The sequence below is a fragment of the Streptomyces sp. CCM_MD2014 genome, assembly GCF_000772045.1.
In the GTDB taxonomy this organism is placed as follows: Bacteria; Actinomycetota; Actinomycetes; order Streptomycetales; family Streptomycetaceae; genus Streptomyces; species Streptomyces salinarius.
In genome coordinates this window covers 6382337-6395887 of sequence record NZ_CP009754.1, presented here as the reverse complement: position 1 = coordinate 6395887, position 13551 = coordinate 6382337, and the positions used below count along the sequence as shown (strand labels likewise).

General features: G+C 72.9%; 9 protein-coding genes. 7 read left to right on the top strand and 2 right to left on the bottom strand.

Annotated features, from left to right (window positions below):
• Window positions 1-38: 38 nt before the first annotated feature.
• Window positions 39-1112 carry a nicotinate-nucleotide--dimethylbenzimidazole phosphoribosyltransferase gene (gene cobT / locus NI25_RS28410; RefSeq protein WP_061445175.1) on the top strand — a complete coding sequence of 358 codons (1074 nt, stop codon included), beginning with the start codon at window positions 39-41 and terminating at the stop codon, window positions 1110-1112.
• A gap of 724 nt (window positions 1113-1836) precedes the next feature.
• Here the strand turns inward: cobT and NI25_RS28405 are convergent.
• Complete coding sequence (locus tag NI25_RS28405) at window positions 1837-2577, bottom strand: hypothetical protein (RefSeq protein WP_061445174.1); 741 nt, start codon at window positions 2575-2577, stop codon at window positions 1837-1839.
• Window positions 2578-2637: 60 nt separating this feature from the next.
• Here NI25_RS28405 and NI25_RS28400 point away from each other — a divergent pair, with 60 nt between their 5' ends.
• Complete coding sequence (locus tag NI25_RS28400; RefSeq protein ID WP_061445173.1) at window positions 2638-3423, top strand: adenosylcobinamide-GDP ribazoletransferase; 786 nt, start codon at window positions 2638-2640, stop codon at window positions 3421-3423.
• A 22-nt stretch (window positions 3424-3445) separates the two neighbouring features.
• Here NI25_RS28400 and NI25_RS28395 read toward each other — a convergent pair whose 3' ends face one another.
• Window positions 3446-4240 carry an endo alpha-1,4 polygalactosaminidase gene (locus tag NI25_RS28395; protein ID WP_061445172.1) on the bottom strand — a complete coding sequence of 265 codons (795 nt, stop codon included), beginning with the start codon at window positions 4238-4240 and terminating at the stop codon, window positions 3446-3448.
• A 250-nt stretch (window positions 4241-4490) separates the two neighbouring features.
• On the opposite strand from NI25_RS28395, the gene NI25_RS28390 reads away from it, so the two are divergent.
• The 5 genes from NI25_RS28390 to aceE all read left to right on the top strand — a co-directional run bounded on the left by NI25_RS28390 (window position 4491) and on the right by aceE (window position 13551).
• Window positions 4491-6023 carry a leucyl aminopeptidase gene (locus NI25_RS28390; protein ID WP_061445171.1) on the top strand — a complete coding sequence of 511 codons (1533 nt, stop codon included), beginning with the start codon at window positions 4491-4493 and terminating at the stop codon, window positions 6021-6023.
• Window positions 6024-6411: 388 nt separating this feature from the next.
• A complete protein-coding gene (gene lpdA, locus NI25_RS28385; protein WP_061445170.1) occupies window positions 6412-7800 on the top strand; it encodes a dihydrolipoyl dehydrogenase in 1389 nt (462 codons plus the stop codon).
• Window positions 7801-7863: 63 nt separating this feature from the next.
• Complete coding sequence (gene sucB, locus NI25_RS28380) at window positions 7864-9657, top strand: 2-oxoglutarate dehydrogenase, E2 component, dihydrolipoamide succinyltransferase (protein WP_061445169.1); 1794 nt, start codon at window positions 7864-7866, stop codon at window positions 9655-9657.
• Window positions 9658-9867: 210 nt separating this feature from the next.
• A complete protein-coding gene (locus NI25_RS28375) occupies window positions 9868-10491 on the top strand; it encodes a GntR family transcriptional regulator (RefSeq protein ID WP_061445168.1) in 624 nt (207 codons plus the stop codon).
• 354 nt (window positions 10492-10845) lie between these two features.
• On the top strand, window positions 10846-13551 hold the full coding sequence (gene aceE / locus NI25_RS28370; protein ID WP_061445167.1) for a pyruvate dehydrogenase (acetyl-transferring), homodimeric type: 2706 nt from the start codon (window positions 10846-10848) through the stop codon (window positions 13549-13551).

The window sequence follows — 13551 nt, the reverse complement described above, 5'->3', positions numbered from 1 at the left end:
TTCCGCCGTGTTCGACCGGGGCCGGTACTGTTCGGCGAATGAGCTCGCTGAATCTCGACGACTTCACCGACCTGATCGAGCGCCCCGACGGCGGAGTCCGCCGCGACGCGGAGGCGCGCCGGGAGCGTCAGGTCGTCCCGCCCGGCTCCCTGGGCCGCCTCGATGACCTGGGCGAGTGGCTGGCGGCCGCGCAGTCCGCCGTACCGGTACGGCCCGTCGTACGGCCCCGGTTGGTGCTCTTCGCCGGTGACCACAAGGTCGCCGAGCTGGACGTCTCGGCGCGGCCCGCGGGCGGCGCCGGCGAGCTGGTGCGCGAGGTGCTGGAGGGAACCCGGCCGGTGTCGGTGCTCGCCCGGCGTCTGGACGTGCCCGTGCGCGTCGTCGACATGGCCCTGGACTGCGACCCCGAGACGCTGCCGGCCGAGGTGGCGGGACACCGGGTGCGGCGCGGCGGCGGACGCATCGACGTCGAGGACGCGCTGACCCTGGACGAGGCGGAGGCCGCGTTCCGGGCCGGGATGGCGGTGGCCGACGAGGAGGCCGACTCGGGCACGGACCTGGTGGTGCTCGGCGACGTGAGCGTGGGCGGTACGACGGCGGCGGGCGTCCTGGTCGCGGCACTGTGCGGCACGGACGCGTCGGTCGTCACCGGCCGGGGCGGGCTGCCGATCGACGACCTGACCTGGATGCGCAAGTGCGCCGCGATCCGCGACGCGTTGCGCCGGGCGCGGCCCGTCCTCGGCGACCAGTTGCAGCTCCTCGCCACGGTCGGCGGCGCGGACCTCGCCGCCATGACGGGCTTCCTGCTGCAGAGCGCGGTGCGGAAGATGCCGGTGATCCTGGACGGCGTCGTCACGGCCGCGTGCGCGCTGGTGGGGCAGCGGGTCGCCTTCCGGGCGCCGGACTGGTGGCTGGCCGCGCACGACAGCGGGGAGCCGGGGCAGGCGAAGGCGCTGGACCGGATGGCCCTGGAGCCGCTGCTGTCCCAGGGCGTGAAGGTGGGCGAGGGGGTGGGCGGACTGCTCGCGCTGCCCCTGGTGCAGGCGGCGGCGTCCTTGGCGGCGGAGCTGCCGGAGGTCTCCGACGGTGAGGCCGTGAACGACGGGGAGTGAACGCGGTTCGGGGGGGGGGCGGGGGTTGCCTGTTCACCCGGCGTGGGTGTGGCGCGGGGCTGGTCGCGCGGCCCGGCGCCCGCGGGGTGCCCGGCGCGGGTGCGGGGGTGGGTCACGCGGCCCGGCGTTGCCCGGTCACCCGGCGTGGGTGCGGGCGGGGGGTGGGTGACGCGGCCCGGCGTTGCGGGGTGCCCGGCGTGGGTGCGGGGTGGGGAGCGCGGCCCGGCGCCGACGGGGTGCCGCTGCGCCCACCCGTGCCGCCCCAGCGGCACGACTGCCCGCAGCGGGGGCGGCGTCACGGCGACGGTCCGCAGCTGGGGCGGCGACGGCGGCGGGGAGCCGCGTACGGCGGGGACCGGGCACCGGCGTGGGGCGGCCGGCAGCCGCGTACGGCGAGGAGGGGGCGGGTCGGGGGGTGTCCGCCCGCAGCGGTTGGCGCGTCAACGCCCCGCGCCTCTGTAAGTGACCGATTCCGCGCCGTTCCGAGGACGGACACCCCCCGGCCCGACCCCGACCCACAACGCACCCCAAGGCGCTACCCGCACCCCCACCGAACCCGCACAGGCGCCGCAGGCACCCCGCGCCACCGCCGGAGGCACCCGCACAGGCGCCGCAGGCAGCCCGCGCCACCGCCGGAGGCACCCGCGCCGCAGGCATCCCGCGCCACCGCCGGAGGCACCCGCGCCGCAGGCATCCCGCGCCACCGCCGGAGGCAAACGCATCGTCACCGCGGGTCCGGGCGGCCGCCGATCCAGTCCTGGACGGCGCGGCGGGGGCCGGACCAGCGGCGGTCGTGATGGTAGGCGCGGAGGCGGGCCTTCGCGCGGGCGCGCGGGCGGCGGGCGTAGAAGCGGCGGGCCCACGGGGAGCCGGGGCGGGCCAGCCGGACCGCGCCGACCAGCGCGATCACGGGCACGATGACCCCGAAGATCGCGAGTCGCGCCTTGCCCTTGGCCAGGGCGAGGAGGGAGAAGAGGAAGTTCCCGGCAACCGTCGCGATGACGTTCGCGCGGTCCTGCAACTCGTCCTGGCTCACCCCGTCGACGCCGAAGGGCGTGAAGCCCGCCAGGACCAGCCCGACCAGGGCCGCGGTGAGCACCACGACCTCCACGCTCTTGCGCCCCGCCTCCGTCCAGTAGACGTCGTCCAGGTGCAGGATGAGCGCGAACTCGTCCAGCACGAGACCCGCCCCGATGCCGAAGACCACCGCGGCGAACGCGGACCCGAACCCGTGCCGCCCTCCCGCTACCGCACCGAAGCCTCCGACGACGGTGAGGACGACCCCGGGGACCACGTGGTGGATGTGCACCCCGCCCGCCTTGACGTTGCCGAAGGGCCCCTTGCCCGCCCGGATCAGACGGGTGATGACCCGCGTGACCACGAACGTCAGCACGAACGCCGTCAGCGCGAGGAGCAGCGGCAGCTTGCCCGGTTCCATGATGTTGCGCTGCCACCAATCTCCCATATGCGCACTTTATCCCCCGGGCCCTCAAGCGCCCCGCCGGCCGCCGGGTAGTCTGCGCCGGTGCTCAGGACCCCCTCCGCCGACGGCCTCCGTTTCGCCTTCGGCACTCTCACCGTGCTCCCGGTCAAGGTGACCCGCTGGGACCGCGACGCCGCCCGCGGCGGCATGCTGTGCGCGCCGCTGGCCGGGCTGGCCGTGGGCGTCCTCGCCGCGGGCACCGGGCTGCTGCTGCTCGCACTGGGCGCGGGGACCCTGCTCGCCGCGGTCGCCACGGTCGCCGTCCCCGCCGTACTCACCCGCGGACTGCATCTGGACGGGCTGGCCGACACCGCCGACGGTCTGGGCAGCGGCAAACCCGCCGAGGACGCCCTGCGGATCATGAAGCAGTCGGACATCGGGCCGTTCGGCGTGCTCACCCTCCTCTTCACGCTCCTCGCCCAGGTGGCCGCCCTCGCCCAGGCCTACGACGGCTCGTGGGCGCGCGGTGCGCTCGCCGCCGTGGTGTCGGCGACCGCCGCCCGGCTGGCGCTGACGACGGCGGCCCGGGCCGGGGTGCCCGCCGCCCGCCCGGAGGGACTGGGCGCGGCGGTCGCCGGAGTCGTCCCGGCCGGCAGGGCGCTGACCACGGCGGCGACGGTCGCCGCCCTGGCCGCCGCGGCGGCGGCTGCGTGCCTGGGCCCGTACGACGCCCTGCGCACGGCGCTCGCCGTGGTGTGCGCGGTCGTCCTCGCCGAACTGCTGCTGCGGCACTGCGTCCGCCGCTTCGGCGGCGTCACGGGCGACGTCTTCGGCGGGGTGGCGGAGACGGCGGCCACGACCGCGCTGGTGGTGCTGGTCCTGGGCTGACCGGTGCGCCCCCCCCGGGGGGTCAGCAGGCCTCGCGCCAGGCGTCCAGTTCGTACTTCTTCAGCATCGAACTGAGCCGCAGCTCGCGGGAGTCGGCGCAGAAGCGTTCCGTCGGCAGCTCGTACTCGACGTGGAAGACCGCCTTGTCCGCGTCGATGAACGGCTGGTTGTCGGCGCACTCGCCGTACTGCGCGCACTGCTCGTTGACGGCGAAGTCGAAGTCGTCGACGAGTTCCGGGATCTGGTCCAGGTCGTTCTTCAGGCCGACGGCCATCCCGCGGTCGTGGGCGAGCTTGGCGATCAGCCGGTTGTAGCGGAGCTGGTCGTCGCCGGTGAGCGGGAAGCCGGTCTCGTTCTTGTAGCCGTCCATGTTGTCCGGCTCCACGGCGTCGAAGCCCTTGTCGCGGCACATGTCGAGGCGCTCGGCCATCAGCGGCTCCAGGACGTCCGTGGCGCGGATGTCCAGCCATCGCTCGCCCTCCCAGCCGTTGCCCTTGCCCAGCACCTCAGCCGGGAACGCGTCGGCGTCGGGCCGGAAGTCCTCCCAGGCGCCGGTGGAGACGTAGCAGATGACCTTGCGTCCGTCCTCGTGCAGACCCGCGACCGTGGCCCTGTCGTGGTCGAAGCCGTCGATGTCGTAGACCGGTACGTCCACGGACGTGTCCAGTTTCCCGCTGAGCTGCCACTGCCAGGCGGTGCCCGGCGCCGGCCGCCAGTGGCCGGCGTCACCGCCCCCGGCACCGCCGTCGCCGGGGGCCGACGTGCAGCCCGCGAGCAGCGGCAGGAGGAGGGCTGTCGACAGGACCGGGCGTCTCACGGGGGTTGCTCCAGAGTGCGGTTGGGATGGCGGCGTACTCCCGGAATGATCTCCCATCCACGGCTCGGCGCGGAAACCGCGGCCCCGCAGGAGGGAGTGCGGCCGGGGGCGAGCGTAGGCTCGTGCCGAGTGTTCGCCTGCCCAGGCGAGGACCGCATCGCAGGAGGGATCTAGGGTCGGATGTCGGGCCCGGTCGACCCACCCGCATTCGGCCACACCAGACTTCATACGGAAGCGAGATTTCACCACCGTGACTGCTCTCACTCTCTCCACCGCCGCGGCGCCCGGCCTCCGGGCCGACGCGATCGTGATCGGTGTCGCCAAGGGCGCGAACGGCCCGTCCGTCGCACCGGGCGCGGAAGCCGTGGACAAGGCGTACGACGGTCGGCTCGCCGGCGTCCTGGAGACCCTCGGCGCCTCCGGTGCCGAGGGCGAGGTGACGAAGCTGCCCGCGCCGTCCGGCTTCAAGGCACCCGTCGTCGTGGCGGTGGGCCTCGGTGCCGAGCCCGAGAAGGACTCCGGCTTCGACGCGGAGACGCTGCGCAGGGCCGCCGGAGCGGCCGCCCGTGCCCTGGCCGGCGCCAAGAAGGCCGCCTTCGCCCTGCCGCTCACGGAGGCCGCCGACGCCGGTGTCGTCGCCGAGGGCGTGCTGCTCGGTGCGTACTCCTTCGACGCGTACAAGGAGTCCGCGAAGGAGGCCAAGGCCGCCAAGGGCAACGGCAAGGCCCCGCTGGCGGAGGCCGCGCTGCTGGGCGGCAAGCCCCGCGACAAGGCGTACAAGGCCGCCATCGAGCGTGCGGCGGCCGTCGCCGAGGAGCTGAACCGCGCCCGCGACCTGGTCAACACCCCGCCGAACGACCTCAACCCGGAGGCGTTCGCGGCGGTGGCGCAGGCCGCCGCGAAGGAGCACGGCATCAAGGTGCAGGTGCTCGACGAGAAGGCGCTCACCAAGGGCGGCTACGGCGGCATCCTGGGCGTCGGCGCCGGTTCGGCGTCGGGTCCGCGGCTGGTGAAGCTGTCGTACACCTCGCCCAGGGCGAAGAAGTCCCTCGCCTTCGTCGGCAAGGGCATCACCTACGACTCGGGCGGCATCTCGCTGAAGCCGGCCGGGCACAACGAGACGATGAAGTGCGACATGGCGGGCGCCGCCGCCGTGTTCGCCGCGGTCGTCGCCGCCGCGCGGCTGGGCCTGGAGGTCAACGTGACCGGCTGGCTGGCGCTGGCCGAGAACATGCCGTCGGGCTCCGCCACCCGCCCGGGTGACGTGCTGCGCATGTACAGCGGCAAGACGGTGGAGGTGCTCAACACCGACGCCGAGGGCCGGCTCGTGCTCGCCGACGCGCTGTGGGCGGCCTCGCTGGAGAAGCCGGACGCGATCATCGACGTGGCGACCCTGACCGGCGCGATGATGGTGGCGCTGGGCAGCCGGACGTACGGGATCATGGCGAACGACGACGCGTTCCGCTCCGCGGTGCACGAGGCGGCCGAGGAGTCCGGCGAGCCGGCCTGGCCGATGCCGATGCCGGAGCACCTGCGCAAGGGCATGGACTCGCCGACCGCGGACATCGCGAACATCGGCGAGCGGATGGGCGGCGGCCTGGTGGCCGGTCTGTTCCTGCGCGAGTTCGTCGGCGAGGGCATCACCTGGGCGCACCTGGACATCGCGGGTCCGGCCTTCAACGAGGGCGGGCCGTTCGGGTACACGCCCAAGGGCGGTACGGGGACGGCGGTGCGGACGCTGGTGCGGGTCGCCGAGCTGGCGGCCGCGGGTGAGCTGGGCTAAGGGCGCCCAGTGAGCCGGGGTGCGGGTGATTGCGCGGCCGCGGTCCGCCGTGGCTGGTGGCGCAGTTCCCCGCGCCCCTCGGCCGGGTGTCCCCGGCGTCGGCCACGGAAGAACCGCGAGCCGTCGCGCCCACGCGGCGGAGCCGCAGAACGGCACAGACCCGCGCCCCTCGGCCGGCTGTCCCGGTGCCGGCCACGGAAGAACCCCGCTCATGTGAACGTGGGGTGTCTCACACCCCGGCCCCACGTCTCGTTCGTCTCTCACAAGTGCGAAGATGGAGCCCGGCAGGACAGGGCCCACCCAAGGGCCGAGAACAAAGAGCGGCCGGACACCAGCCGCCGACCGGTCACTGGAGACCGGCGTGGCGCACATGCATGGAGGACGTGACGTGGCGAACGACGCCAGCACCGTTTTCGACCTAGTGATCCTCGGCGGTGGCAGCGGTGGTTACGCCGCGGCCCTGCGCGGGGCGCAGCTGGGCCTGGACGTCGCCCTGATCGAGAAGAACAAGCTCGGCGGCACCTGCCTGCACAACGGTTGCATTCCCACCAAGGCCCTGCTGCACGCGGGCGAGGTCGCCGACCAGTCCCGCGAGAGCGAGCAGTTCGGCGTGAAGACGTCCTTCGAGGGCGTCGACATGGCGGGCGTGCACAAGTACAAGGACGAGGTGATCGCCGGCCTGTACAAGGGCCTGCAGGGTCTGGTCGCTTCCCGCAAGATCACCTACATCGAGGGTGAGGGCCGGCTCTCCTCCCCCACCTCCGTCGACGTCAACGGTCAGCGCGTCGAGGGCCGCCACGTCCTGCTCGCGACCGGCTCCGTGCCGAAGACGCTGCCGGGCCTGGAGATCGACGGCAACCGGATCATCTCCTCGGACCACGCCCTGACGCTGGACCGCGTGCCGAAGTCCGCGATCGTCCTGGGCGGTGGCGTCATCGGCGTGGAGTTCGCCTCCGCGTGGAAGTCCTTCGGTTCCGAGGTCACGGTCATCGAGGGCCTCAAGCACCTGGTCCCGGTCGAGGACGAGAACAGCTCCAAGCTGCTGGAGCGCGCCTTCCGCAAGCGGGGCATCAAGTTCAACCTGGGCACCTTCTTCCAGAAGGCCGAGTACACCCAGGACGGCGTCAAGGTCACCCTCGCCGACGGCAAGGAGTTCGAGGCCGAGATCCTGCTCGTCGCCATCGGCCGCGGCCCGGTCTCGCAGGGCCTGGGCTACGAGGAGAACGGCGTCGCCATGGACCGCGGCTTCGTCCTCGTGGACGAGTACATGCGGACCAACGTCCCGACCATCTCCGCCGTCGGTGACCTCGTTCCCACCCTCCAGCTCGCGCACGTCGGCTTCGCCGAGGGCATCCTGGTGGCGGAGCGGCTCGCAGGCCTGAAGACCGTCCCGGTCGACTACGACGGCGTGCCGCGGGTGACGTACTGCCACCCGGAGGTCGCCTCCGTCGGCCTCACGGAGGCCAAGGCCAAGGAGGTCTACGGCGCGGACAAGGTCGTCTCGATCAAGTTCCCGCTGGGCGGCAACGGCAAGAGCCGCATCCTGAAGACCGCGGGCGAGATCAAGCTCGTCCAGGTCAAGGACGGTGCCGTGGTCGGCGTCCACATGGTCGGCGACCGCATGGGCGAGCAGGTCGGAGAGGCGCAGCTGATCTACAACTGGGAGGCGCTGCCCGCCGAGGTGGCCCAGCTCATCCACGCCCACCCGACGCAGAACGAGGCGCTCGGCGAGGCCCACCTGGCGCTGGCCGGCAAGCCGCTCCACATGCACGACTGACCGCTCAGGTCTTCGGGCGCGACGACACAGACTTCCGCACTTTCGTAAGGAGCAACCGAAACCATGGCGGTTTCCGTAACCCTGCCGGCGCTCGGCGAGAGCGTCACCGAGGGCACCGTCACCCGCTGGCTGAAGGCCGAGGGTGAGCGTGTCGAGGCCGACGAGCCGTTGCTCGAGGTCTCGACCGACAAGGTCGACACCGAGATCCCGGCGCCCGCCTCCGGCGTGCTGTCCTCCATCAAGGTCGCCGAGGACGAGACCGTCGAGGTCGGCGCCGAGCTGGCGCTGATCGACGACGGCAGCGGCGCCCCCGCCGCCGCGGCGGCCCCGCAGGCCGAGCCGGTCGCCGAGCCGGCTCCCGAGCCCGCCCCGGCCGCCCCCTCCACCGAGCAGGCCGCCCCGGCGCCCGCTCCCACCGCCGACGCCGCCGCCGGTGGCTCCGCCGAGGGCACGGACGTCGTCCTGCCCGCGCTCGGCGAGTCCGTCACCGAGGGCACCGTCACCCGCTGGCTGAAGTCGGTCGGTGACAGCGTCGAGGCCGACGAGCCGCTGCTCGAGGTCTCGACCGACAAGGTCGACACCGAGATCCCGGCGCCCGCCTCCGGCACCCTGCTGGAGATCGTGGTCGGCGAGGACGAGACCGCGGAGGTCGGCGCCAAGCTCGCCGTCATCGGTGCGGCGGGTGCCGCCCCGGCCCCGGCCCAGGAGGCTCCGGCAGCCCCCGCCCAGCCCGAGCCCACCCCGGCTCCGGCGGCTCCGGCCCCGGCTCCCGCGCAGGCCGCTCCGGCTCCGGCCGCCCCGGCTCCCGCCCCGCAGGCGCCGCAGGCTCCGGCCCCGCAGGCTCCCGCCCCGCAGCCCTCCGCCCCGGCGCCCGCGCCGGCCCCGGCCGCCGCTCCGGCTGCCCCGGCCGCCGCCCAGCCGGTGGACGACGGTGCCTACGTCACCCCGCTGGTGCGCAAGCTCGCCGCCGAGAACGGCGTCGACCTGTCCACCGTCAAGGGCACCGGCGTCGGCGGCCGTATCCGCAAGCAGGACGTCGTCGCCGCCGCCGAGGCCGCGAAGGCCGCGCCGGCTCCGGCCGCCGCCGCTCCCGCCGCTCCGGCCGCGAAGAAGGCCCCCGTCCTGGAGGCCTCCCCGCTGCGTGGCCAGACCGTCAAGATGCCGCGCATCCGCAAGGTCATCGGCGACAACATGGTCAAGGCGCTGCACGAGCAGGCCCAGCTGTCGTCGGTCGTCGAGGTCGACGTCACCCGTCTGATGAAGCTGCGCGCCCGTGCCAAGGACGCGTTCGCGGCGCGTGAGGGCGTCAAGCTCTCGCCGATGCCGTTCTTCGTCAAGGCGGCGGCCCAGGCGCTGAAGGCGCACGCGCCGATCAACGCCAAGATCAACGAGGCCGAGGGGACCATCACCTACTTCGACACCGAGAACATCGGTATCGCGGTGGACTCCGAGAAGGGCCTGATGACCCCGGTCATCAAGAACGCCGGTGACCTCAACCTGGCCGGCATCGCCAAGGCGACCGCCGACCTGGCGGGCAAGGTGCGGGCCAGCAAGATCAGCCCGGACGAGCTGGCGGGCGCGACCTTCACCATCAGCAACACCGGTTCGCGCGGCGCGCTGTTCGACACGATCATCGTGCCGCCGGGCCAGGTCGCCATCCTCGGCATCGGTGCCACGGTCAAGCGTCCGGCCGTCATCGAGACGGAGGACGGGCCGGTCATCGGCGTCCGCGACATGACGTACCTGACCCTGTCCTACGACCACCGTCTGGTGGACGGCGCCGACGCCGCCCGTTACCTGACGGCGGTCAAGGCGATCCTGGAGGCGGGCGAGTTCGAGGTCGAGCTCGGCCTGTAGCCTCCCCCTCGCCAGCGGGCCCGTACGGTGCCCCCGCCCGGAACTCCCCGGGCGGGGGCATCGCCGTGTTCCGGCCGGGCACGCTGTGTAAGTCTCGTCTCACCTGCGTAAAAGCGCCCCCATGCGCCCTTCCCGCCCGCCGTGACGGCCGTATTGTCTAAACGTCAGCCGCCCCAGGGGTCCGAAGGGGACCCTCCCGAAGGAGCTCCCATGACCGCGCCCGTCGTCCACTCGCTGCGCGAACAGATCCGCGAGCACATCCTGGAAGGGATCATCAGCGGACGCTGGCAGCCGGGCGAGCGGATCGTGGAGCGCCGGATCGCGACCGAGCTGGAGGTCAGCCAGACGCCGGTCCGGGAGGCCTTGCGGGAGCTGGAGTCACTGCGGCTGATCGAGTCGGCGCCGAACAAGGGCGTACGGGTGCGAAACCTGACCGCCGCCGACCTGGAGGAGAGCTACCCGGTCCGGGCCGGCCTGGAGGCCATCGCGGCCGAGCTGGCGGCGGACCGGCTCGCCGTGGACTGCTCGGCCCTGGAACCGCACGTCGCCGCGCTGTACGAGGCCGACCGGGTCTCCGACGGCACGGGCCAGGTGCGGCACACGGTGGGTTTCCACCGGGAGCTGGTGCGGGCGGCGGGCAACTCGGTGCTGCTGCACACGTGGGAGGGGCTGGGGATCGAGGTGTTCACGGCGCTGTCGATACGGTGGCTGGGGACGGTGCAGCAGTCGTACGCCGAGGAGCACGAGGAGCTGGTCGCCGCCTTCCGCCGCCGGGACCCGCGCATCCCGGAGATCGTCAAGTCCCACGTCCTGGGCTGCGCGCCTCGCGCCTGACGGGTTCCTCCGCCCCCGCCGCCCCTTCGAGGGGCGCGGGGAACCGCGCGATCGGCCACTGCCCGCCCGCGGACGCCACTCGGCCGAACCCCCCGAGCTCATCCGCGCCCGTCCCCTCTCACCTGCACAAACTCCCACCTTCAAGGTCACCCCGTGCCACCGCCGAAGGCACCCCGTGCCGACTTTCTTGTGATCAAGAGGTTTTGCCCCTCAACCCTTTGATCGATCATCGATCAGGGAGTTACAGTCACGCTTGGACTCCCACCGGAGCCCAGCCCTGTCCTGCCAAAGACCTAGGGCACCCCCGAACCCTTGCCGATGAGGGAACCCCCTTCGACTGAGGAAGGCGGCGACATGACGACCGACCCGAAAGCCATCCAGCCGAGCGAGCTCGACCAGCTCCCGGACCGCGACCCCGAGGAGACCGCCGAGTGGCAGGCCTCCCTGGACGCCGTCACCAAGGCGGCCGGGCCGCACCGTGCCGCGTACCTGATGCGCCGCACGCTGGAGCGCGCCGAGGGCGCCGGCCTCGCGCTGCCGAAGCTCCTCGAGACCGACTACGTCAACACCATCCCCACCTCCGCCGAGCCTGCCGTGGACGGCGACGAGGCCATGGAGCAGCGGATCACCGCCTGGAACCGCTGGAACGCGGCGGCGATGGTGACCCGCGGCAGCAAGCACGGCGTCGGCGGCCACATCGCCACCTTCGCCTCCGCGGCCTGGCTCTACGAGACCGGCTTCAACCACTTCTTCAAGGGCAAGGAGGGTGACGGCTCCGGCGACCAGCTGTACGTCCAGGGCCACGCCTCCCCCGGCATCTACGCCCGCGCCTTCCTCGACGGCCGCCTCAGCGAGGAGCAGCTGGACAACTTCCGCCGCGAGGCCGGCGGCAACGGCCTGCCGTCCTACCCGCACCCGCGCCGCCTGCCCTGGCTGTGGGAGTTCCCCACCGTCTCGATGGGCCTCGGCCCGATCTCCGCGATCTACCAGGCGCGGTTCAACCGCTACCTGACCAGCCGCGGCATCAAGGACCTGACCGACTCCCACGTGTGGGCGTTCCTCGGCGACGGCGAGATGGACGAGCCGGAGTCCACCACCGCGCTCACCCTCGCCGCCCGCGAGGGCCTGGACAACCTGACCTTCGTCATCAACTGCAACCTGCAGCGCCTCGACGGTCCGGTCCGTGCCAACTTCAAGATCGTGCAGGAGCTCGAGGCCCTGTTCCGCGGCTCCGGCTGGAACGTGATCAAGTCGCTGTGGGGCACGGCGTGGGACGAGCTGTTCCAGCTGGACACCACCGGCGCCCTGCTGCGCCGCCTGCGCGAGGTACCGGACGCCCAGGTCCAGACGTACCAGACGCGCGACGCCGCCTACATCCGCGAGGACTTCTTCGGCAAGGACCCGCAGCTCGCCGAGATGGCGAAGCTCCTGTCCGACGACAAGATCCTCGAGTGCTTCCACTACTCGCGCGGCGGCCACGAGTCCCGCAAGGTGTACGCCGCGTACAAGGCGGCGCTCGCCCACAAGGGTGCGCCGACCGTGATCCTGGCCCAGACGGTCAAGGGCCACACCCTCGGCCGCGGCTTCGCGTCCAAGAACGCCAACCACCAGATGAAGAAGCTCTCGGTGGACGAGTTCAAGGAGATGCGCGACCTGCTCGGCCTGCCCATCGCGGACAGCGCCTTCGTCGACGGCGTGGTCCCCTACGGCCACCCGGGCGCCGACTCCCCCGAGGTGCGCTACCTCCAGGAGCGCCGCGCCGCCCTCGGCGGTCCGGCCCCGGCGCGCCGCGTGCACCCGCTCGCGCCGCTGCCCGCCCCCGCCGACAAGGCGTTCGCCGCCTTCGACAAGGGCTCCGGCTCGCAGAGCGTGGCCACCACCATGGCCTTCGTCCGCCTGGTCAAGGACCTGGTCCGGGACAAGGAGACCGGCAAGCGCTGGGTGCCGATCGTCCCCGACGAGGCGCGCACCTTCGGCATGGAGAGCCTCTTCCCGTCCCTGGGCATCTACTCGCCCAAGGGCCAGACGTACGAGCCGGTCGACCGCGACCAGCTGATGTACTACAAGGAAGCCAAGAACGGCCAGATCCTCAACGAGGGCATCACCGAGGCCGGCTCGATGGCCGACTTCATCGCCGCGTCCACCGCGTACGCGACGCACGGCGAGGCGATGATCCCGTTCTACATCTTCTACTCGATGTTCGGCTGGCAGCGCACGGCCGACCAGATGTGGCAGCTCGGCGACCAGCTCGGCCGCGGCTTCCTGGTCGGTGCCACCGCCGGCCGCACCACCCTCACCGGTGAGGGCCTCCAGCACGCGGACGGCCACTCCCCCGCCATCGCGGCGACCAACCCGGCCGCCCTCTCCTACGACCCGGCGTTCGCGTACGAGGTCGCCACGATCGTCAAGGACGGTCTGCGCCGCATGTACGGCGAGGCGGCCCCGGGCGAGGACCCGAACGTCTTCTACTACCTGACGGTCTATAACGAGCCGATGCCGCAGCCGGCCAAGCCGTCCGCGCCCGGCGTCGACGAGGGCATCGTCAAGGGCCTGTACCGCTTCAACACGGCGGAGACGGCGGGCCTGACCCCGGCCGCGAACGCCCCGCGCATCCAGCTGCTGGGCTCCGGCACGGCGATCCACTGGACGCTCAAGGCACAGCGGCTGCTCGCCGAGGAGTGGGGCGTGGCCGCCGACGTGTGGTCCGCGACCTCCTGGACCCAGCTGCGCCGGGACGCCATGGACGCCGACGCGGCGCTGCTGCGCGGCGAGGAGCGGGTGCCGTACGTCCGCCGGGCGCTCCAGGGCGCCGAGGGCCCGGTCCTCGCGGTCTCCGACTACATGCGCCAGGTCCCGGACCAGATCGCGCAGTGGGTGGAGCAGGACTACTCGTCGCTCGGTGCCGACGGCTTCGGCCTGTCGGACACCCGCGACGCCGCCCGCCGGCACTTCGGGGTGGACGCCGAGTCCATCGTGGTCGCGGCCCTGGCCCAGCTCGCCAAGCGCGGCGAGGTCAAGGCGACGGCCGTGAAGGAGGCGCGCGAGCGCTACGGCCTGTAA

Excerpts from the sequence above, each read along its gene's own strand:
- NI25_RS28405 (WP_061445174.1), bottom strand. The coding sequence starts at position 2,577 with ATGGGAGATTGGTGGCAGCGCAACATCATGGAACCGGGCAAGCTGCCG.
- cobT (WP_061445175.1), top strand. The coding sequence starts at position 39 with ATGAGCTCGCTGAATCTCGACGACTTCACCGACCTGATCGAGCGCCCC.
- sucB (WP_061445169.1), top strand. The coding sequence starts at position 7,864 with ATGGCGGTTTCCGTAACCCTGCCGGCGCTCGGCGAGAGCGTCACCGAG.
- NI25_RS28375 (WP_061445168.1), top strand. The coding sequence starts at position 9,868 with ATGACCGCGCCCGTCGTCCACTCGCTGCGCGAACAGATCCGCGAGCAC.
- aceE (WP_061445167.1), top strand. The coding sequence starts at position 10,846 with ATGACGACCGACCCGAAAGCCATCCAGCCGAGCGAGCTCGACCAGCTC.